Source organism: bacterium (assembly GCA_016786595.1).
Lineage (GTDB): Bacteria > Bdellovibrionota_C > UBA2361 > SZUA-149 > JAEUWB01 > JAEUWB01.
Window position 1 is genome coordinate 1 of the sequence record JAEUWB010000052.1, and the last position, 21,787, is coordinate 21,787.

Sequence of the window (21,787 nt, forward strand, 5' to 3'; positions counted from 1 at the left end):
TTTTCTTTCTCGCGCTGAGTTGGTTGGTTGCGCTATACGCGCAACGGTCAAAACTACCCAAACAAAGCTTACCGCTTTCTTTGGGCCTACATGACCTAGTCCTTGATGGACTAGGTCCAGCTAACACTGCTTTCTCGCACCCTATGACTGTCGTCCTCTCGGACGACAGTCAAAGTTACAAAAAGCAAGCTTACCGCTTTCTTTTTGCTTACTTTTTCTTTCTCGCGCTGAGTTGGTTGGTTGCGCTATACGCGCAACGGTCAAAACTACCCAAACAAAGCTTACCGCTTTCTTTGGGCCTACCTTTCTTTCTCGCGAAAGAAAGGTAGGTTAATCTTTGAAGTTTTTGAATTGGAGTTCGCGGTCACTTTTATCGCGGAGTAGTTGCATTGCTGCCTGGAGGTCATCTTTTTTGGGGCCTGAGATGCGGACGTGGTCGCCCATGATTGAGGCCTGGACTTTTTTAAGGTCGGCTTCTTTGATTAATTTTGCAACTTTTTTGGCATCATCACCTTCTAGGCCTTGTTTTAGCTTGATTTTGATACGTTGTGCGCCACCTGTTGCTTGTTCAACTTGGCCGAGATCGAGTGCTTTGAGGCTGACTCCGCGTTTGGCGAGTTTTTGGTTAAAGATGTCTTGCAGGGCTTTCATTTTCATTTGGTCTTCGGCGAAAATGGAAATTTCAGATTTTTCAAGGTCAATTGAACTTTTGCTGCCGCGAAAATCGTAGCGACCTTCGAGCTCCTTTTTGGCTTGATTTACGGCATTATCTACTTCCTGAAGATTGACTTCAGAGACAACATCAAAACTTGGCATTCTACGTCTCCGTGCTAGTTAATTATATGCTTCTTACTAAACTATTGTTATTAAAGCATTCTTTAGTCGAAGTATTTTTATACGGCAAAAATCATCGCAGAATTTTAAAAAAACCTCAAGTTATTGGACACTTGCGAATTGTGCACACGAAAGCTAGTTTCACGAGCTGAATATCAATTGCAATTGGAAGAGGAGAACGACTGTGCCTGAAGTGCAAAGTTTGCCCTTAGTTCAAATCGAACTCGAAAAATCTGTTGAAGAAGTATTTGGAAATACGTTTAAGCGTGAAGAGCCTCAGCGCTGGGTGGAGTACGGTTTGACTTTTCGTGTTGCCCCAGAAAGTTTGCTTAGTTGCTGCCAAACATTAAAAGAGCACCGTAAATTTTTATTTAACATGTTAATCGACATCACTGCGGTTGATTTCCTTGATAGTCGCAGGGAGCGTTTTGACGTTGTCTATCAGTTTTTAAGTTTAACCTATCAGAGCAGGCTTTGTTTAAAGGTTGCTGTGACTGAAGAGCAGCCGGCTGTAGCTTCGGTGCGCTCGCTTTGGGCTGCAGCTAATTTCCTCGAGCGCGAAGTTTGGGACATGTACGGAATTGATTTTCCGGGACATGGAGATTTGCGCAGGATCTTGATGTATGACGAATTTGTCGGGCATCCGCTAAGGAAGGATTATCATATCCAACACAAGCAACCACGTGTGCCGCTGAGGCTGCCTGAGTTACGCAATGAGTCGGTTGATATGAATAAAGCTGAGCTTGTAAGCTTGCCAAGCAGGCAGAAAAGTCTTGAAAAACAGTCTGTTAATGAGCAGGGAGCGTCCTAGTCATGGCTGAAGTTTCTACTGATTGGAAGGGGCGTGAGATTGGAGATTCCTTGCATTCGCGCACGATGGTTCTCAACCTCGGGCCTTCGCATCCATGCACGCACGGCACGGCGCGACTTGTTGTTGAATTGAACGGTGAGCGGATTGAGCGCTGTGATGTGGATGTCGGATATTTACATCGTGGCTTTGAGAAGCAGTGTGAAAATGTCACTTATCTTCAGGTCATTCCCTACACTGATCGGCTTAACTATGTTTCCCCGATTATTAATAACGTGGGCTATTGCCTTGCCGTAGAAAAGCTTTTTGCTGTGGATGTGCCGGAGCGCACTAAACACATCCGCGTGATTATGAGTGAAGTTTCCAGGCTCTGCGATCACTTAACTTGTCTTGGCGCGTCAGCGATGGAGCTTGGAGCGTTTACTGTGTTTCTTTACATGGTGCAGGCGCGAGAACTGCTTTGGCAGTTGATTGAGTCTGTGACGGGGGCGCGCTTAACGATTTCTTATGTTCGTCCAGGTGGACTGGCCCATGATTTGCCCACAGATTTTACACCACGAATGCGTGAAGCGCTGACGAAAATCCGCAAGTTACTTGATGACTGTGACAAGTTGCTGGAGAAAAACCGTATTTTTATTGACCGCATGTGTAATGTCGGCGTGATTAGTCCTGAGGAGGCGGTGTCATATGGTTTAACCGGCCCGATCTTAAGAGCATCGACTGTTAACTATGATGTGCGCAAAGTTTTCCCGTATTCGGGCTACGAGTGGTTTGACTTTGAAGTTCCCTTGGGAACCAAGGGTGACAATTACGATCGTTACGTTGTGCGTTTCCAGGAAATGTATCAATCGATGCGGATCATCGAGCAGAGCCTAAAAAATATGCCCGATGGCCCGATTAATATTGATAACCCACACGTGATCATGCCCCCTAAGGACCAAGTTTATGGTTCAATTGAAGGTATGATTAGCCAGTTTGAAATTGTCTTCAAAGGGATTGAGCCACCCAAAGGGGAAGTTTATTTCCCGGTTGAGGGTGGAAATGGGGAACTTGGATTTTATCTTGTCTCGGATGGGACGGGAGTGCCGTATCGCTGTCGCGTGCGTCCGCCTGCTTTTATTTCGATGGGCGTGATGGGGCCATTGGTGGAAGGGCATATGGTGGCAGACGTTGTGCCAATATTTGGGATGATTAATATGATTGGGGGCGAATGCGACAGGTAAATCGTTTTATGGAGCGACTTTTGGACAAATACTTCGTTACGGAAAATTGCTCCGGTCCGCACATATTTCAATATGCTTACGGTCCTCGCAATTTCCGTTCCTCGTGTTTGTCTCAAAATCCACTCTATAAAATCGATTTATGTATGAGCGATCCTGGTCGAGGATCAAAAAAATTCCCGCGCCTTGTCTTCGGCCAAAACCACAATTTTACCACCTGTCTTTTTAATTTAGAATCTATATCTAGTAGGATTTCATGTTAAGCGAAGAATATCGGTCGAGATTAAAAGAAATTAAAGCTAAATACCCTGACACGCGTTCGGCCGTAATGCCGGCCTTATATCTAGCGCAAGAAGCGCTTGGGTCAGTCACTGATGAGGCAATTAGTTGGGTTGCAAAGGAATTAGCTTTACCTCCTGCGCATGTTCTTGAAGTCGCAACCTTTTACACCATGTATTACAAAAAACCTGTTGGGCGTTATCACATCCAGGTCTGCCGAACGCTTTCATGTATGGTTTGTGGTGCGCGTCAAATTACAGCTTACATCAAGGAGCGCTTCAAGATTGCTGCTGGACAAATTACTGCTGATGGCATGTGGAGTTATGAGGAAGTTGAGTGTTTAGGTAGTTGCGGCACAGCTCCAATGCTGCAAATTAATGACGTTTTTTTCGAAAATCTGACTACTGAGAAATTCGCTCAATTGCTTGATCGCATTGAAAGAGAACAACCCGACCTAAGATATTCAACGCTCAGGGCTGAGCTTGGTAATGGGCTAGTAGGTTGTCCAAAATCCGAAATTGCTGAGGCACTGAAATAGAAACTAGGCTGTAAAGTGTAATACTGCGAAGTGTAATTATGAGCGATCATTTGATTCTGACAAAAAACATCCATCATGCAAATCAGGCGAGCTTAGCTGGCTATGAGTCACGTGGTGGTTATGCTGCGATTCGTAAGGCGCTGCAACTTAAGGCTGAAGATCTGATCACTGAGGTAAAGAACTCGGGTCTGCGTGGGCGTGGTGGCGCGGGTTTTCCTACGGGAACGAAGTGGGGCTTTGTTCCAAAAAATACAGGCAAACCAATTTATCTTTTAAATAATGCTGACGAAAGTGAGCCGGGAACGTTTAAGGACCGCTTGCTGATGGAGCGTGACCCACATCTTTGCATTGAAGGAATGATGATTGCGGCATTTGCTTTAGGCTCGCACTGGGCAGCTTTCTATATTCGTGGCGAGTATGCTTATCCCACCCGACAAATTGACCGGGCCCTCGAGGAGGCCTATGCCAAAGGATATTTAGGAAAAAACATTTTTGGATCTAGCTATGACCTCGAGATCGTCACGCATCGTGGTGCTGGTGCCTACATTTGCGGTGAAGAAACAGCGCTGATTGAGTCACTTGAGGGTAATAAAGGACAGCCGCGGATTAAGCCGCCATTTCCTGCAGTAAGCGGACTTTATGCTTGCCCGACAGTTGTGAATAATACTGAAACTTTGGCAGCACTTCCCTATATTATTCAAAATGGGGCCCAGGCCTATCGTAAATTTGGTACAGAAAAATCTCCAGGCACAAAACTTTTTAGCGCCTCCGGGCACATCAATAAGCCGGGAGTTTATGAAGTGCCGCTGGGGTATCCTTTACTCGAGTTTATTGAAAAAGAATGTGGCGGAGTGCGCGGCGGTAAAAAACTCAAGGCTGTTATTCCTGGTGGATCCTCTGTGCCGGTCTTAAGGGCAGATGAGCTTGCTGGGGTGAAGCTCGACTACGAATCGATTGCAGCTGCAGGCAGTATGCTCGGGTCTGGTGGTTTTATTGTGTTGGATGAGACTACCGATATGGTTGATGCCTGTTTAAATTTGCAGCATTTTTATACACACGAATCTTGCGGTCAGTGTACCCCATGTCGAGAAGGGGCGCGCTGGGTTGAGAAAATCGTGAAACGTATTGGCTCAGGGCAAGGTAAGACAGGGGATCCTTTATTACTGGAGGATGTTACTAGGCAAATTGCTGGACACACAATTTGTCCTTTTGGGGATGCCTTAGTAACGCCAGTTTTGAGTTTTATGAAAAAATTCCCTGAAGAGTTTAATTCGAAAATTGAAAAAGCTGTTTCGCGTCCACTGCTCAAGGTGCTGAGTCCTCAAGGCGAAGGGGAGGAGACGGCAGCAGAATTTGGGGTCCAAGGGTAGAGGAAGGCATATGAGCACTGAAGCAAAAAATTCTGAAACCTTAGTTAATCTCACGATTGATCAACGGCAAGTGAGTGTTCCGAAGGGCACGAACTTGATTGAAGCGGCAAAGTTGGCAGGGGTTGAAATCCCCTATTATTGCTATCATCCGCATCTTTCTGTCGCCGGCAACTGTCGGATGTGTCAGTGTAAGGTTGGAGGTAAAATTGGTGATGGTGGTAAGCTCAGCATCGCCTGTAATACACAAGTGCAAGAAGGCATGGTTGTGTATACCCAGCAATCTGCACCAGAAGTTGCCGAGGCACAGCGTGCAACCTTGGAATTTATCTTAATTAATCACCCATTAGATTGCACAGTCTGCGATCAAGCTGGCCACTGCAAGTTGCAAGATTACTACTACGACTATAACGCTGAGCCTTCGCGATTTACCGAGGAAAAAGTTCACAAGGTTAAGGCTGAGCCACTTGGACCAGAAGTAATGCTCGATGGGGAGCGTTGCATTCTTTGTTCGCGTTGCGTCCGCTTCTGCGATGAAATTACAGAAACATCAGAATTGGGCATGTTTAATCGTGGAGATCATACAGTGATTGGCGTTGTTCCTGGTAAAGAACTGACTAATCCGCTTGCTGGGTCAGTTGTTGATCTTTGTCCAGTTGGCGCTTTAACGCATCGACGTTGGAGATTTAACACGCGAATTTGGTACACCGACCAAGTCGATACTATCTGTGTCGGCTGTTCGACGGGCTGTAACGTTAAAGTTGCCACACGGGACGGTGAGTTTGTGCAGATCAAATCGCGCTTGAATTCGGCGGTAAACCAGGAATGGCTCTGTGATGAGGGGCGTTATGGTTTTGATCGCTTCCAACCCAAGACGCGAAGCTTAACTCCGACCGCTGCAGGGCAAAGTATTAATCTTGAGCAGGCGCTAAAGCTTGCGCAGCAGGCACTGTCAGGACAAGGAGCACTTGCAGTTTTTCTATCACCACTGCTTACTGTAGAAGATATTTTTGCGATTAGTCAGCTTGTCACAAAATCGCTTGGTGGGAATTTAGCAGACGTTGCAGTGCAAATTCGCGAACGATCGCTTACGGCGGTTGAAGCTAAACTTGTTAGTCCAGATTATGCCCCGAATGCTTACGGCGCGCAGTTGATACTGAATCCAGCAGCGTCGGCCAAGTATGTAGAAAATTTTAGAGCAGAATTAGAAAAGCGCTACCTCGAATTACTTGAGCGTGTGCGCAGTGGCGGAATCAGTCGTATTCTCCTTGTTGGGCATGAAGCAATTCGTGACGTTGATATTGATGCAAAGCTTCGTGAAGTCTTACGGGCGAGTTCAACGGTAGTGCTCTCGGCCAAGGCCCCAGTCGGAGAGAATTTTGAAGCCCTCGCAAAAGTAGTTTTTCCGACGCGTAGCGTTTACGAGAAAGATGGCACGATGATTAATTCAAGCGGACGAATTCAACGCTTGAAAACGGTCTTAAAAGCTTCCCAGAATTTGCTGCCAATTTGGGAAATTGTAAAAAAACTAAGTGCCGAGATCGGCGCACCTGCAATTTCTAATAATGTCACAGATGATCGCTCGTTTTTTAGGTCAATGGTCGAGCAACTGAGCCTGCTTGAAGGTTTGACGCTTGCAGAGATTGGCGATCAAGGTGTGAGCATTTATGACCGTAGTGTAAAGGCCTCTGATCGCAGAGATGCTACAGCTAAAAATTTCGCCAGCAGCGCAGTAATTTAAGGGACTTGCATGTTAATTGATATTTTAATTGTAATTTTGAAGGCTGCAGTTGTGCTTGGAGCACTTTTGCATTTGGCTGCACTGACAATTTGGGTGGAGCGCAAAGGAGCCGCACTAATACAAGACCGCCAAGGAGCAAATCGCGCGGCAATCTTTGGTTTTGACCTTGCAGGTATTTTAAATACCTTAGTTGCAGATCCGGTGAAGGCGCTTTTTAAAGAAGATTGGGTTCCGCGTGGGGCCAGTCCGTTTCTACATGCGATGGGACCATTTCTTGCAGTGTTTCCTGTTTTGATTTCTTTTGCAGTGATTCCCTTTGGACCTTCACTTTTCATCGGTGGAGAAGAGTATCGCTTACAGCTTGCCAATTTGAATGTGGGCATTCTTTATGTTTTTGCCATGGGATCGCTTGCTGTGTATGGCGTTGTTTTGGCGGGATGGGTTTCCGAAAATAAATTTTCGCTTTTTGGGGGCTTACGCGCCAGTGCCCAAATGATTTCTTATGAAGTCACACTGGGTCTAAGTATTATTGCCGTGCTTTGTATTTACGGCACGCTCGATCTCTATAAAATCGTACACTTACAAAACGGAACTTTTCTGGGAGTGCTTCCCAATTGGGGGGTATTTTTAAATCCAATCGGCTTTTTGGTCTTCTTCTTCTCAATTATGGCCGAGACCAAGCGTGCACCTTTTGATTTACCGGAAAGCGAGAGCGAATTAGTGGCGGGCTATCTTACTGAATATTCGGGAATGAAGTTTTTGCTTTTTTGGCTGGGAGAATTTGCTGAGATTGTCGTGGCTTCGGCCCTCGTGGTACTACTCTTCTTTGGTGGATACGAACTGCCCTATGTTTCGATTCATAATCTACCGTCTGACCTCTGGGGGATCCTCCCGCAGTGGTTTAATCAAGTAAATTTTCAATGGGCGCCCTTAGTTGGAGCGTTGATTTTTGGAGCAAAAGTTTCTGTATTCTGTGTCTTGCAGGTAATTATCCGTTGGACTTTGCCACGGTTTCGTTACGATCAACTCATGGATTTGTGTTGGAAAATCATGCTGCCAATTACTTTAGTCAATATTGTGATTACGGCGGCTTTAGTTGTTGCTGGATTTTATAACTAAGCTTGTAAACAAGGCGGGTGAGTAAGCATGGATTTTTGGATGATTATTTTAGGGCTACTGACAGTGATTGCAGGACTAGGTGTAGTCTTAGCGCGTAAACCCCTAAATAGTGCACTCTGCCTGGTTGTCACATTATTCCTACTCGCCTGTCACTTTGCTTTGCTTGACGCGCACTTTGTCGCTGCAATCCAAGTTCTGGTTTATGCGGGCGCGATTATGGTCTTAGTGATTTTCGTGATTATGCTGCTTGGTTTAAATAGCCCTGGTGACGAGAAAATTTTGAAATCACCTTGGACTTGGGTTTATGGAGCATTTGGTTTTGGCTTAGTCAGTTTAATTGTTGCCTATAGTTTGCTGGAACATCGGCTCACACAAAGCGCCCAAGTGGCAAGTGCTGTGCAGCAGGATTTAGCTAGTTATGGATCGACCGAGCAAATCGGCAAACTACTTTTTGAAAAATTCATCTTTCAATTCGAGATTACCTCAGTTTTACTTTTAGCTGCAATTGTTGGTGCCGTGGCACTAGCACTTGAAGCAAAGCAGGGACTACCTGCGGGACGCGGACTCAGTGCGGTTCGTAAAACAAACCATGGGAAAAAGGAGCAGCCGAGTGAATCCAGTAATCGCTAATTCGTTTTTGTTGACACCACTTACTTTTTACCTCGGTCTGGGTGCCGTACTTTTTAGTCTAGGGGCGATTGGTGTTTTAATTCGTAAGAACGTGATTGTTATTTTGATGTGCATCGAATTAATGCTTAACGGTGTTAACCTGACCTTTATCGCTCTTGGTCGACATTTCCAAGACTTAGACACGCATATTTTTACAGTCATGATTATGGCTGTCGCGGCGGCAGAAGCTAGTATTGGTCTAGCAATTGTTGTTTCGATTTTTAGAAATTTTCTTTCCACTAATGTGGCAGATGCAAATGAGCTTAGAGGTTAGTGATGGATTTTAATTTAAGTATGTGGGGCCCACAGTCAACGCACTTGATGTGGCTAATTCCTTTAATCCCCCTCTTGGGGGCAGCATTTGTTTGGCTTTTTTGCTCAGCTCGACCTGGTCGACATGCGCTTGCCGGCTGGATTGCTACAGCTGCTGCGCTAGGTAGTTTTGCTATTGCCCTTCAGTTTTTCTTTGCACTACCTGCTAACGGCGAAATTTTAAGTCCACTCTGGCATTGGTTTACAATTGGTGGCGCTTCGATTGAGTTTGCACTGCGTTTCGACCGACTCTCGGCCCTGATGTGCTTAATTATCACAGGTGTGGGCTCGCTGATTCATCTCTATGCGATCGGCTATATGGCTGAAGATCAAAGCAGACCGAGATTTTTCAGTTATTTAAATCTATTTTTATTCGCGATGTTGGTACTTGTGCTCGGAGACAGTTTGCCCTTGATGTTTGTCGGTTGGGAGGGAGTGGGGCTTTGTTCATATTTACTGATTGGTTTTTGGTTTGAAAATCCAGAAAATGCCAAAGCTGGGCAGAAAGCTTTTATCGTAAACCGGATTGGAGATGCTGGCTTTATTATCGGAATGTTTACGCTTTTGGCTGCCACAGGCTCACTTACCTTTAGTGAGCTTGTAGGTGGTCCAAAGTTAGATAGCTGGACTTATGAGCTTGCTGCATTTTGCCTATTCATTGGTGCTATGGGTAAAAGTGCGCAAATCCCACTTTATGTTTGGCTACCCGATGCGATGGCCGGTCCTACGCCAGTTTCTGCATTAATTCATGCGGCTACAATGGTGACAGCAGGCGTATATATGATGGCGCGGATGGAGTTTGTCTACTCCAATGCGCCAATTACTTCGACTCTGATTATGTCCATTGGTGCGTTAACGGCTTTTTTTGCTGCGACGATTGCGCTCGTGCAAAATGATATTAAAAAAGTTTTGGCATATTCAACTGTCAGTCAGCTGGGCTACATGTTTATGGCAATGGGTGCGGGTGCTTATAGCATGGGCATGTTTCATGTTACGACTCATGCCTTCTTCAAGGCCTGTCTTTTCATGGGCGCCGGGTCGGTAATCATTGGCTGTCATCACGAACAGGATCTGCGACACTTTGGCGGACTCTGGAAAAAAATGCCCCTGACTTTTATTACTTATTTGGTAGCAACACTTGCTATTGCAGGTATTCCGCCACTGTCTGGATTTTTCTCTAAAGACTTAATCCTCTGGAGTGTTTTTTCTGATCATAGCTATGCTTCGAAAGTCATGGTGTTTGAGGGGCTTGCACTGAATCAATTACTATGGGGACTTGGCTTACTGACGGCTTTTCTTACCGCGTTTTATATGACGCGTTCCTTAGTCTTAACTTTCTTTGGAAACTACCGTGGGCACGCACATCCGCATGAGTCCCCCTGGGTGGTGACGCTTCCACTAATTGTCCTAGCTTTTTTATCCGCTGGATTTGGTTATTTAGCGGGGCATGATTTTCTCCACTATCTAGAGCACTGGACGCGTAAAGATCTAGTACAGATCGATCACCATGATGAGACCTATCACCAATTAGAGTTGATTTCGATTATTGTGGCAGCCGCTGGTTTTCTTCTAGCGTTTTTACTTTACGCTTTTGTGCCACAATTAGTAGCCGGACTGGCACGCTCATTTAGACAGATTTATCGGTTGTTACTGAATAAATGGTGGGTCGATGAATTCTACGAAGCAGTTATCGTTCGGCCATTGACGTTTCTAGCTAATCTGAGTTTTGCAGCGATCGATCGCGGTGCGATTGATGGCACAGTTAACGGGGTCGGTAATTTTGTTGACGCAAATGGTGAGGCCTTACGGGCTGTGCACACCGGACGACTGCAGCAATATGCAGCTTTTATGTTTGTCGGACTCTTGCTTTTAGCAGTCGTCTATTTATTGTTTTCAGGAATCTAAATCATGTATCCAACTAGTCTCGACTACACAAATCCTGGTCTCTTAACGATGCTCATGCTTTTGCCATTCTTTGGCGCCTGCTGCATGTTTTTTGTGCCTGTTAAAGAGGAGCGCTTTGCTCGACTGTTTGCCTCAATTTTTGCCTTTTCCAGTCTATTGCTGAGTTGTTTGATTGCATCAGACTACACGATTAAGTCTAGTGGTTATCAGTTTGTAGAAAAATTACCTTTTATTACAAATATCGGAGCAGATTACGTTGTAGGGATCGATGGGCTAAGCCTGGTGATGCTGCTGTTGACAACAGCAATTTGTTTTCTTGTTATTCTGGCCTCAAGTAGCGTGCATAAGAATATCCGCTCGTACCTGGGCTGCATACTATTTCTCGAGACTGGAATGATTGGTACCTTTATAGCCTTAGATGCCTTAACGTTTTACGTCTTTTGGGAAATTATGCTCGTGCCGATGTATTTTATCATCGGTGTCTGGGGTGGAGAGCGGCGAGTCTACGCCGCAATTAAGTTTGTACTCTATACAGCAATCGGCAGCATCTTGATGTTGGTAGCAATGGTTTATGTCGCCTACCAAAGTCAACTTCAGTTTGGGCAGATGACTTTTTACTTGGGAGACTGGCTGCGCTTGAGTTTTTCTCCGACTGAGCAGTTGTATTTGTTTATTGCATTTGCGCTTGCCTTTGCCATTAAAATTCCAGTTTTTCCATTTCATACCTGGCTGCCGGATGCGCACGTTGAAGCACCAACTGGTGGTTCTGTAATACTAGCTGCAGTCATGTTAAAAATGGGTGTCTATGGACTTGTGCGCTACGCCATTCCGCTTTTCCCTGAGGGCTTTACATATTGCTTGCCGGTAATCTTTTTGCTCGGAGTCGTCGGGATAGTGCTTGGAGCATTATTTGCCTGGGTGCAGACCGATATCAAGAAGCTCATTGCCTATTCTTCTGTCAGTCACCTCGGGTTTTGTGTAGTTGGACTCTGTGCTTTTAATTTTGACGGCATTCAAGGAGCGCTTTTGCAGCTTGTCAATCACGGAGTTTCAACCGGGGCGCTATTTCTTTTAGTTGGAGTGCTCTATGACAGGCGTCATACACGACTGATTTCTGACTACGGCGGCTTGGCCAAGAAAGTTCCGCATTTTGCAACTTTATTTTTAATTTTTACCCTCAGTTCGATTGGGCTTCCACTGACTAATGGTTTTATCGGTGAGTTTATGGTGCTAGCTGGCAGCTACCAAGCAGATAAAGTTTATGGACTGATTGCAGTGTCTGGAGTTGTGCTCGGAGCGCTTTACATGCTTTCACTTTACCGGCGCGTTGTCTTCGGTGAACTCGACCAGGCAAAAAACGGGGAACTTACAGATATTACCTTTACAGAAAGGCTGGTGTTTGCGCCACTACTTGTAGCTGTTTTTGCTTTGGGACTTTTCCCGACATTGGTGCTTGATCTACTTGAACCGACAAGCCGAAATTTAATCTCAGAGGTTGGCCAACGATGACAACAAAAGACATAATTGCGTCAGCTCCGTATGTTGCGATGGTACTTGGTGCCATTAGTTTAATGATTTTTGGGGATCGATCGGCAAAAGACAAGGACGCTGTCAGTATTCGGGCGGCACTCGGATCGTTTTGGTGTCTGATTGCCTTGATCTTGACTTTCCCGGCGATTGCTAATCCTGGGTCGACCTTCTCTGGGTTGATTATGTTTGACGGGTTTACCTTCGTCTTGGTCTTAATTTTGCTTTTAGGAACAATGCTGAGTTTGCTTTTAACTGATGGGACTCTAGCGGCTCAGCGTTTGGAGCGGACTGCTGATCTCGAGGCGCTGATGATTTTCGCCACACTTGGCGGGATGGTCATGGTTTCTGCTGCCGAGTTAATTACACTGTTTATTGGCCTAGAGCTTTTATCAATCTCGGTCTATGCGCTTGCCGGAATGGCTCGCACGGAGCGTGCGTCGGCTGAGGCCGCACTGAAGTATTTTGTGCTCGGATCTTTTAGCTCGGCATTTATGCTCTATGGCATCGCGCTAATTTATGGAGTGACTGGCTCGACTGAATTGCTTGCGATTGGTAATGCCTTGCATGGACAGCCTTCTGTGCTCTTACTTTTAGGCTTTGCTTTTCTCGTCTTTGGTTTTGGTTTTAAAGTCAGCTTAGTGCCATTCCACTTTTGGACCCCAGACGTTTATCAAGGCTCTCCATTATCTGCTACCGCGTACATGGCAGTAGTGGTGAAGACTGCAGCATTCGGAGCATTCTTGCGCGTGATGCTCACCAGCTTTAGCCAGCTTGATTATTACACAGGTCCTTTTATCTGGACTTTAGCTGTGGCTACAATGAGTGTTGGAAATTTACTGGCACTTCGTCAAGATAGCGTTAAGCGCATGCTTGCCTATTCAAGCATCGCACACGCTGGCTATTTGTTAATGGGCGTTCTCGTATTAGCTAATCAATTCGGCGGTGCAGAATCAATTGTTTTTTACTTACTGACTTATACCTTAATGACTATTGGTTCATTCGGAGTGGTTTTGCTTTTAACCTTAGGCTCTACGCGGCAATACAGCGCAGATAGTATTCAGAGTTTACGCGGTAAGGGTTGGACCAGCCCATTTTTAGCATTGTGCTTAACGATTAGCTTGCTCTCCCTGGGCGGGATTCCACCGCTGGCTGGCTTTATGGGCAAACTTTACATGTTTAAGGCTGCAATCACTGGTGGTTATACAGGCTTAGTGATTATTGCAGCGCTAAATTCTGTGATTTCACTTTATTATTACCTGCGGATTGTGGTTGTGATGTATTTTCAGGAGGCCAAGGCTAACGAGTCGATTGTGCATGTGCAATTACGCTTTGCGCCAGTAGCAGCAATTGCAATTGTCAGTGCTGGAATGTGCTACATCGGCATTTTTGCCAGCCAGTATTATGGATTAGCTGAATATGCTATAGGGTCAGTCAGATGATTCCCCGCTATACACGAAAAGAAATGGCGCAAATTTGGACCGATGAAAGCCGGTTTAAGATTTGGCTTGAGATTGAAACCTATGCACTTGAAGCCATGGTCGCAAAAGGCCTGGCGCCGCAGAGCGCACTTGATGCCGTAATTAAGCAGGCAAAATTTGATGTTGCCCGGATTAATGAACTTGAGCGCGAACTTAAGCACGACGTAATTGCATTTTTGACTAACGTGTCAGAGTCTGTCGGGGAGTCTTCGCGCTATTTGCATTTGGGCTTAACTTCCTCGGATGTGCTTGATACCTGCCTTTCTGTGCAACTGACTCAGGCAACTGATTTGATTATTACTGGGGTTAAGGCGCTTCTTGAGTCAATTAAGCAGCGTGCCTTAGAGCATAAATTAACTCCTTGCATCGGACGATCGCACGGGATTCATGCAGAACCTACGACATTTGGACTAAAACTTGCGCTTTATTATGCTGAACTACAGCGCCACCTTGTGAGGCTCAAAGCTGCGCGCGAGGACATTGCAGTTGGCGCAGTCTCTGGTCCGGTTGGAACTTTTGCTCACTTAGGCACCTATGTAGAGGCACACGTCTGCAAACGCTTAGGCTTAAAACCAGAAACAGTCTCTACGCAAGTGATCCAACGCGATCACCATGCGCGAATTTTTAATGCCTATGCTGAAGTTGGGGCAACCTTAGAAAAGCTTGCGATTGAAGTCCGCCATCTGCAACGCACCGAGGTGCGTGAGGCGGAGGAGCCATTTACTGTCGGACAGAAGGGTTCAAGTGCCATGCCTCACAAGCGCAACCCAGTGCTTTCCGAAAATGTCACTGGCTTGGCAAGATTACTTCGTCACTGGGCTGGGGCTGCACTTGAAAACGTAGCGCTCTGGCATGAACGCGATATTAGTCACTCCAGTGTTGAGAGAGTGATTGGGCCAGACGCGACAATTACACTGGATTTTATGTTGCACAGAATGCGCAGTGTAATTGACGGGCTAGTTGTTTACCCCGAGAACATGCAACGCAACTTAGACCTAACTAAAGGGCTTTATTATTCCGCGCAGTTACTGGTTGAGCTTGCTGCGGCGGGCACTTCACGCGATGAAGCTTATCGCAAAGTTCAAGCTATCTCAATGCAACTCTGGGACGAATTAAGCAGTGCTACAGAACGCAGTAAGGTTAAGTCCCTGGCCGAACGCATCCAAGCCGAAAAGTTTTTCGTCGATAAGCTGGGCAGTGAAAAACTTGCACAGATCTTTTCTTTAGATTCATACACTGAATATGTCGATGAAATTTTTAGGCGAGTTTTTAATTAGTTATGAAAGCAACAATTTTAGTCCGTTATAAAAAGGAAGTTCCTGACCATGCGGGTAGTGTGCTGCACGAGCGCTTGCATACTTTGGGCTATACGGAAGTCAAAACTGCTGCGCTGGGTAAACTGATTGAGCTTGAAATTGAATCAGCAGATCGTGGCAATGCTCAAGAGCGCGTGCGACAAATTGCCTCGCAGATTCTAGCAAACCAATTAACTGAAGAATTTGAAATCTTAAGCCTCGACTAGAGCCGAGTTTGGCGATTATGCGTATCAGTATTATCGAATTCCCTGGTTCTTATGGTGCAGCCGAAGCGCTGCATAGCTTCAAGACGGTGCTTGGCTTAGATGCGCGTATCATCGACCACGGGGCACAGGGGCTTGAGCAGCCAGAGGTAGTGATTCTACCCGGTGGGGCTGCCTATGGAGATTTCCTTCGACCCGGGTGCTTAGCGAAAGTTTCACCGATTGCCATGCCTCTACGACGTTTTGCCAGAGAAGGCGGCAGAATTTTTGGTTTTGGTAATGGATTCCAAATCCTTTGTGAAATGGGCTTACTGCCTGGAGCATTTTTACCAAATCAAGGTTTAAGTCGGTTTATTGGCAATGCGAGCCTCAAGTCTGCGGCCTCAGTCTATGCCGGTGGGGCAAGTAAGTTGGCTAGTGATTTGACTTTCAAGCTTCCTGTGTCTGCTTCGCATGCAGCCTACTATGTTTCTAGCCGTGCTCTGCAAGAGCTTAAGGAAGATAAAATGATTGTGCTTCAATACACTAACAAGCACGGTGAAGTTGATCCAAAGCAGGCATTTCTTGGTTCGGTTGAGTCAATTGCCGGTGTTTGTAATAAGCAAGGAAATATTTTAGGTCTGATTCCTCAGCCCGAAAGGGCAGTGGAGGAGATTATGGGTTCGCTTGAAGGCAAGCGCTTCCTTGATTTGGCTTTAAGTTAAATTTTCTCCGATAAATCTAGTTGCGTTTCGTGTGATGTATGGACCTTTCAATCATTATACTAATCGGCCTGGGTGGGGAGAAGTTTTCAGAAATGGCTCGCTCTCGGCCAAACTGCTCTGCTAACTACCAGCAGTACAACTCGGGCTGCCCCAAAAAAAGATAACACTGCACTTTCTTCAAACTTTCCCCTACCCAGGGCCTCAGCTACACAAGGTATTAATTCTAACTAGCTCTCTTTCTATAATTATTGGCGTTTAAAGTATCTTTAATAGAGCACAGAGTGGAGGCCTCGGTGCGCCTTCGACTCGAGCGTTCGACCGAGCTCGCGCCGAGGGCTCAGGCCGAGAGTAGCTCGGTCGAACGCTTGGCGGAAATTTTTCGAGGGCCTACGCAGGTCAGTAGTCACGGCCATTAAGTTAAGGGAAGCAGGTAAGTCCTCGTCATTTCGAGCGAAACGAAGTGTAGTCGAGAGATCTCCAAATTCTTCAAGAAATACACTTGGAGATCTCTCCACTTCGCCCTGAGTAAACTCAGGACTTCGGTCGAGATGACGGCCTTATAATCCTTAACTTAATGGCCGTGGGACAGTAGTAGTTTATTCAGTTAATAACTGAAGTTAGCATGGCCGAGTACGGCCGAAGAAAAATTGCCAGCAAGAGCACTCGGAGCGTATAATAAAGAGGAAATTAAATATCTATTTTATAGTGTGAATGAGATCGAAGCGATTTGCTTACTGCTGCAATCTGTTAACCGAAAAAGCTCTTGTCAACGGGTGCAATCCTGGCGGGGCGTGCATTAGCGACGCCCCTAGAAAATACATTAATTCGTGCGCATCGTCTTCATTTCTTGATTTGCATTGACGACCATTTTTTCTAGCTCGGCACGTTCTTCAGGAGTGGCAATCCCATCTGCAAGAGCAGCTTTCTTTTGTGTTTGAATGGCTTCGAGCGCGGCCTTGGCCTTTTCGTATTCTTCTTGATTTAAAGTGCCATCTTTCTTCCCACGAGCAAGCCGCTGTTTGAGCTGAAACTGCTCTTTAGAAATTTTCGGCAGATAATGCTTACGCTCCTGAGCAATTCCTTGCCCAGCAGCATTGGCAAAAAATATTGCTACTAGAACTACGAGAAGTCTTTTCATAAAATTAATCCTCACTCACTGAAAGCAGGTCTACAGAACAACTACCCGTTACAAATTGTAAATTTCGCAAATTTTACCTAAACAGTGATTCGATGTCACTACGTTTTTTAGGCATTGCTGCGGTAAGCACTTCAGCACTACGTTTTGTAATTAAAATATCATCTTCGATTCTGATACCAATACCGCGAAATTCACTGGGAAGATCGCGATCGGAGGCGTCAAAATATAATCCTGGCTCGATTGTGAGCACTGCTCCTTCAGGTAATTTGCGCGTATAGCCATGCAATGGAGCTTGCTTGGCTTGAAAATTAAGTGGGGTGATATCATGCGTATCTAAGCCCAAAAAATGTCCGGTGCGATGCATGTAGTATTTCTGATAACGCTTAAGTTTGATGGCCTTATCCAACGGCCCTCGAATGATTCTGAGCTGAATCAAGCCCTTTGTGATTTCGCGAACACATAAAGCGTGTAATTGATCTAAAGTTACCCCGGGTCGCGCAGCGCGAATGCATGCATCTTGTGCTCCGAGCACAAGATCATAAATTTCTGCTTGTCTTGAGTTAAAGCGCCCAGAAGCTGGAAAAACGCGCGTTAAGTCCGCCGCGTAACCTTGATACTCAGCGCCGGCGTCAACAAGCACTAAGGCGTTTCGGGGAAATGCTTGTTGGGACGGAGTGTGATGAAGCGTTGTGGCGTTTTTGCCTGAAGCAATAATTGTCGAAAACGCAGTGCTATCAGCGCCAAATTTTTTGAAGTAACTCTCCAGTAGAGCTGCTCCATGTGCTTCGCTCGTCACGCTTGGAAGTGCTGCTGCCAAAGCCTTAAAAGACTGAGTTGTAATTGCTGCAGCCTTGCGCATGAATTTAATTTCGTGGCGATCTTTACTAAAGCGCATCTCACTTAATAAGACACGGGCATCACGCAGTGTGTGCGGAAAGTTCGCACGCGGCGCAACTTCTGATTTAAACATTCTGATCACAAGTTCATCAATTTCAGGATTTGCCCCGATTGAGTAGTTCAGTACTTCGGCTCGAGTAAGGAATTGTGGGAGCTCTTGCGCGAGGCTTTCGTAGGATTTGAAGTCATCACAGGCAATCGTTCGTTTTGCCGATTGTAAAGTTAAGCGACTACCATCAAAGCGCACTTTGGCTGGGTCTGGAGTTGCGACAAAAAGTACAGACTCTGGACCAAAGCCAGTGCCATTTAAGAGTAGCGCAACTTTTGCATCGCTGATCCCGGTGAGATAGAAAAGATTTCGGTCTTGCGCGTAGGGATAGTGTAAATCGCGGCTTTTTGTTCGCTCCGGTGCCGCAGTAATGAGCATAGCCTCGCCAGTTAAATGTTTTAAGAGAGCCTTTCTGCGTTGTTTGTAGATCGATTCATTTAACATAAGTAATATTTCTGCTTGTTTGACTGTCCTAGTATGCTTAAAAGCCAATTTAGTCTTGATTATTAAATAGACTTAAGACTATACGAAGTGTTAGTTTTTTGCAGTAATTATATACACTTCAGATAGAGTTTTATATGAAAAGATCCACATTGATTTTGCTAAGTTTTGTGATTGTCTCTAGCGCCTGCGGCAAGAAGGCTCCACCGAGCTACCCCGGGGAATTTGTGCCGCCTCCAGTCAGCAGCGCGCAATCTGAGCATCTCGGTGAGAAAGTTGTTTTAAGCTGGACAGCACCCGCAATGCCCGCTGGACAGGAATCTTCCTTGGCTGGATTTGTGATTAAACGCCGCGATTCAATTGTCGGCGAATTCAGAAAGCTTGATGAAGTTGAATACGCTCCGGGCAAATCTAGCTATCAATATGTTGATACTAATCCTCCTGCTAAGCAAGTCGGGGAGTATGTAATCGTTGCTGTCAATCCAGGTGGGCTTGAAAGTAGCTACGATAAGTTACTTCGCGTGGATTTTAAATAGACGAATGCAAACTAAATCAGTGAAAAAAAACTTAAGCTTTGTCAAAATGCAGGCTGGTGGAAACGATTTTGTAGTCCTTGATGGTCGTCACGGTTTGCCGCTAGCAGAAGAGAAATTGACAGTGCAAATTCTTGATCGGCACTTTGGAGTTGGCGGCGATGGTCTATTAATTCTCAAGAATCCAAAGACAGCTGACTATGCTGTAACCTATCGTAATGCTGATGGCTCGGAGACGATCTGTGGTAACGGATTTCGCTGCATTTCTCGCTATATCTATGACCTTTACCCGGGAGTTAAAGAGTTTGAGCTTGAAGTCTTTACTGGAAAAATCGCTGTCAAAATTATTGGTTCTGGGGAGCGAGTACGCACTGATATCGGACATCCTAGTTTCCAAGGTATTGATATTCCAACAGCTCGACCGGGAGAATTTATCGACCACAAGCTCCCTGTGGACACTGATCAAGTGCAAATTACTGCACTAAGTGTGGGAAACCCGCATTGCGTGATTGAAGTTGCAAAAGTTGACCTTGCGCCAGTTACGACCCTCGGTCCGCAGCTTGAGTGTCATCCATTTTTTCCAGAGCGGACAAATGTTGAGTTTGTTGAACTTTGTAGTGATTCAAGGGCAAAAATTAGAATTTGGGAACGTGGCGTAGGTGAGACGCTTTCTTGCGGAACAGGCGCTTCAGCTGTGGCAATTGCCCTCATGCAAAAGGGTAAAATCTCAAATCCAGCCACAATTGAGACGCGCGGCGGGGTGCTTGAAGTTTTTTACGACAAGGAGCAGAATCTAGTAAAACTAACTGGCCCTGCTGATTATGTTTTCAGAGGCGAAATCCAGCTTTAACCCCTGCTTGAGGAGGTCGCAATGTTTACTGGTAGTTATACTGCACTAGTTACACCTTTTACTGCTGATACTTCAGCAATCGATTATGCTTCACTTGAAAAGCTTTTAGACTGGCAGCTGCAAGCCAAGGTTTCTGGCTTTGTTGTCGGTGGGACGACAGGTGAGTCGGCAACACTGACCAAGAGCGAACGTGCAGAAATGCTTGCATTCGTAATTAAGTTTTGCTCAGGGAAAGTTCCTGTGATTGCAGGCACTGGCACTAATAACACTAGTACTTCAATTGAATTAACACGCGAAGCTAAGTCGCTTGGGGCAGCAGGAGCGCTTTGTGTAAACCCGTACTATAATAAGCCTACGCAAGAAGGTCTCTATCAGCATTTTAAAACAATTGCTGAACAGGGAGGTCTGCCAGTTATTGTCTATAATATTCCGGGCCGAACTTCGGTGGATATTGGAATAGAAACTTTTAGTCGCTTAGCGACTGTCCCCGGCATTGTTGCGGTGAAAGAAGCTTCCGGATCAGCTAATAAAATCATGTGGCTGGCACGTGAGATTGGCGCGAAGGTTAATTTGCTTTCAGGTGAAGATGATTTGACGTACATGCTGATGTCGGTTGGCGGTAAAGGCGTTATTTCTGCGGCAGCAAACGTAATTCCACAAGCTTTTGTTACAATCTGCGATACGGCCCTTAAAGGAGACTTAAGTGCTGCTTTAAATGCGCAACTTAAGGCACTCCCCATGATCAAGGCGCTTTTTTTGGAGACGAATCCAGCACCAGCCAAGCGTGCGCTAAAACATTTAGGATTAATTGCCCATGATACTTTGCGCTTACCGCTTGTGCAAGTCAGTGAGGCAACAGATAAAGCTCTTAAGGACTTATTGTAGCGATGAAAATTTGCTTGATTGGCGCAACTGGCAGGTTGGGTAAGGAAATTATTCAGGCCTGCAGAGAACATGCTTTCGAAGTAGTCTACGGAGTTGTTTCTAATCAGAGCTTGAATCTCTCGCAGGAAGTTTCAGGAGTAACCACGCTTGTTAGCGCCAGTCACTCAGGGTTTACTGAAAAATTCGACGTAGTTATTGACGCTTCAAGTCCTGTTGGTGCGCGCACAGCCTTAGAAATTGCCTTAAAATATCAGCGACCATTACTTGTTTGCACGACTGGCCTAGATCGCTCACTGACTTCTGAGATCGAGTCTGCAGGTACAAAAATTCCTGTGATGATTTGTAGTAATACTAGTGTTGGAATGAATACGCTTTTTGAGCTTTCCAGGCAGGCTACAAAGCTGCTTGGACCTGGCTTTGATGTGGAAATTGTTGAACTTCATCATCGTGGCAAGAAGGACGTGCCCAGTGGTTCTGCCTTATCAATTGCGCAGAAAATTCATGAAGAGCGTGACCTAAATATTACAGCGCGCGCTCATGGCCAGCATGATTCTCGTCCGGAAAACGAGTTAGTAATTCATGGCCTACGTGGTGGAGATTTCCCTGCCGAACATCAAGTTTATTTCCTGGGCAAGGGGGAGCGTTTAGAACTTACTCATCGAGTATGGAGTCGCTCGATTTATGCGCATGGCGCTTTAAGCATTGCTCAGTGGTTGTCGCAGCAAAAAGCACAAAAGTATGCAATTTCGGATTACTTTAGTGCAAACTCCTAGGTATCGTAAGAAGTTAAGTAACCTCCTTAACTGAGTTATTCGCTTGGCATTAATGAAGAAATAGACCCTTAGAGAATTGAGCTTACTAAGTCTGGGGCGAATAGAGATTTTCAGAAAGGGCTCGCCCTTCTGCATCGCTGTGCTGTACTTTCTTCAAATCTCTATTCACGCCAGGCTTATGGCAACCAACAAAGCTAG

Annotated in this window: 21 protein-coding genes; 18 read left to right on the forward strand and 3 right to left on the reverse strand. The window is 45.7% G+C overall.

Features of this window, described 5'->3' with window-relative positions:
• Positions 1-330: 330 nt before the first annotated feature.
• On the reverse strand, positions 331-816 hold the full coding sequence (locus JNK13_08235) for a YajQ family cyclic di-GMP-binding protein (protein MBL7662725.1): 486 nt from the start codon (positions 814-816) through the stop codon (positions 331-333).
• Between the two features lie 202 nt (positions 817-1,018).
• On the opposite strand from JNK13_08235, the gene JNK13_08240 reads away from it, so the two are divergent.
• From JNK13_08240 to JNK13_08305, 14 genes are all read left to right on the forward strand, one after another.
• A complete protein-coding gene (locus tag JNK13_08240; GenBank protein MBL7662726.1) occupies positions 1,019-1,645 on the forward strand; it encodes an NADH-quinone oxidoreductase subunit C in 627 nt (208 codons plus the stop codon).
• A gap of 2 nt (positions 1,646-1,647) precedes the next feature.
• Positions 1,648-2,865, forward strand: coding sequence for an NADH-quinone oxidoreductase subunit D (locus JNK13_08245; GenBank protein MBL7662727.1), 1,218 nt, complete (start codon positions 1,648-1,650; stop codon positions 2,863-2,865).
• A gap of 253 nt (positions 2,866-3,118) precedes the next feature.
• Positions 3,119-3,679: an NADH-quinone oxidoreductase subunit NuoE gene (gene nuoE, locus JNK13_08250; GenBank protein MBL7662728.1), complete on the forward strand. Its 561-nt coding sequence runs from the start codon at positions 3,119-3,121 to the stop codon at positions 3,677-3,679.
• Between the two features lie 38 nt (positions 3,680-3,717).
• Positions 3,718-5,049 carry an NADH-quinone oxidoreductase subunit NuoF gene (gene nuoF, locus JNK13_08255; GenBank protein ID MBL7662729.1) on the forward strand — a complete coding sequence of 444 codons (1,332 nt, stop codon included), beginning with the start codon at positions 3,718-3,720 and terminating at the stop codon, positions 5,047-5,049.
• A gap of 10 nt (positions 5,050-5,059) precedes the next feature.
• The gene (locus JNK13_08260; GenBank protein ID MBL7662730.1) at positions 5,060-6,787 is read left to right on the forward strand and encodes a (2Fe-2S)-binding protein; all 1,728 of its coding nucleotides are present in this window, start codon (positions 5,060-5,062) and stop codon (positions 6,785-6,787) included.
• Between the two features lie 9 nt (positions 6,788-6,796).
• Positions 6,797-7,906 carry an NADH-quinone oxidoreductase subunit H gene (locus JNK13_08265; GenBank protein MBL7662731.1) on the forward strand — a complete coding sequence of 370 codons (1,110 nt, stop codon included), beginning with the start codon at positions 6,797-6,799 and terminating at the stop codon, positions 7,904-7,906.
• 27 nt (positions 7,907-7,933) lie between these two features.
• Positions 7,934-8,536, forward strand: coding sequence for an NADH-quinone oxidoreductase subunit J (locus JNK13_08270; protein ID MBL7662732.1), 603 nt, complete (start codon positions 7,934-7,936; stop codon positions 8,534-8,536).
• Positions 8,496-8,849, forward strand: coding sequence for an NADH-quinone oxidoreductase subunit NuoK (gene nuoK, locus JNK13_08275; GenBank protein MBL7662733.1), 354 nt, complete (start codon positions 8,496-8,498; stop codon positions 8,847-8,849). The genes JNK13_08270 and nuoK overlap by 41 nt, the downstream gene beginning before the upstream one ends.
• A 47-nt stretch (positions 8,850-8,896) precedes the next feature.
• Positions 8,897-10,792, forward strand: coding sequence for an NADH-quinone oxidoreductase subunit L (nuoL, locus tag JNK13_08280; protein MBL7662734.1), 1,896 nt, complete (start codon positions 8,897-8,899; stop codon positions 10,790-10,792).
• 3 nt (positions 10,793-10,795) lie between these two features.
• Positions 10,796-12,301, forward strand: coding sequence for an NADH-quinone oxidoreductase subunit M (locus tag JNK13_08285; GenBank protein ID MBL7662735.1), 1,506 nt, complete (start codon positions 10,796-10,798; stop codon positions 12,299-12,301).
• Positions 12,298-13,761 (forward strand): NADH-quinone oxidoreductase subunit N, encoded by a 1,464-nt coding sequence (locus JNK13_08290; GenBank protein MBL7662736.1) that lies wholly within the window; start codon positions 12,298-12,300, stop codon positions 13,759-13,761. Before JNK13_08285 ends, JNK13_08290 begins: the two co-directional genes overlap by 4 nt.
• Positions 13,758-15,077: an adenylosuccinate lyase gene (locus JNK13_08295; GenBank protein ID MBL7662737.1), complete on the forward strand. Its 1,320-nt coding sequence runs from the start codon at positions 13,758-13,760 to the stop codon at positions 15,075-15,077. The genes JNK13_08290 and JNK13_08295 overlap by 4 nt, the downstream gene beginning before the upstream one ends.
• 2 nt (positions 15,078-15,079) lie before the next feature.
• Positions 15,080-15,322, forward strand: a complete 243-nt coding sequence (purS, locus tag JNK13_08300; GenBank protein ID MBL7662738.1) for a phosphoribosylformylglycinamidine synthase subunit PurS — start codon at positions 15,080-15,082, stop codon at positions 15,320-15,322.
• 17 nt (positions 15,323-15,339) lie between these two features.
• On the forward strand, positions 15,340-16,023 hold the full coding sequence (locus JNK13_08305; protein MBL7662739.1) for a phosphoribosylformylglycinamidine synthase subunit PurQ: 684 nt from the start codon (positions 15,340-15,342) through the stop codon (positions 16,021-16,023).
• Positions 16,024-16,843: 820 nt separating this feature from the next.
• Here the strand turns inward: JNK13_08305 and JNK13_08310 are convergent.
• Positions 16,844-17,161: a hypothetical protein gene (locus JNK13_08310; protein ID MBL7662740.1), complete on the reverse strand. Its 318-nt coding sequence runs from the start codon at positions 17,159-17,161 to the stop codon at positions 16,844-16,846.
• A 73-nt stretch (positions 17,162-17,234) separates the two neighbouring features.
• On the reverse strand, positions 17,235-18,551 hold the full coding sequence (locus tag JNK13_08315) for an aminopeptidase P family protein (GenBank protein ID MBL7662741.1): 1,317 nt from the start codon (positions 18,549-18,551) through the stop codon (positions 17,235-17,237).
• Between the two features lie 134 nt (positions 18,552-18,685).
• On the opposite strand from JNK13_08315, the gene JNK13_08320 reads away from it, so the two are divergent.
• From JNK13_08320 to dapB, 4 genes are read left to right on the forward strand one after another with little or no spacing between them, the layout of a single operon-like run.
• Positions 18,686-19,084, forward strand: a complete 399-nt coding sequence (locus tag JNK13_08320) for a hypothetical protein (protein MBL7662742.1) — start codon at positions 18,686-18,688, stop codon at positions 19,082-19,084.
• Between the two features lie 4 nt (positions 19,085-19,088).
• Entirely contained in the window at positions 19,089-19,931 is an 843-nt protein-coding gene (locus JNK13_08325; protein MBL7662743.1) for a diaminopimelate epimerase, read from the forward strand.
• A gap of 21 nt (positions 19,932-19,952) precedes the next feature.
• Entirely contained in the window at positions 19,953-20,816 is an 864-nt protein-coding gene (locus JNK13_08330) for a 4-hydroxy-tetrahydrodipicolinate synthase (protein ID MBL7662744.1), read from the forward strand.
• A 2-nt stretch (positions 20,817-20,818) separates the two neighbouring features.
• Positions 20,819-21,589 carry a 4-hydroxy-tetrahydrodipicolinate reductase gene (gene dapB / locus JNK13_08335; protein MBL7662745.1) on the forward strand — a complete coding sequence of 257 codons (771 nt, stop codon included), beginning with the start codon at positions 20,819-20,821 and terminating at the stop codon, positions 21,587-21,589.
• Positions 21,590-21,787: the final 198 nt, after the last annotated feature.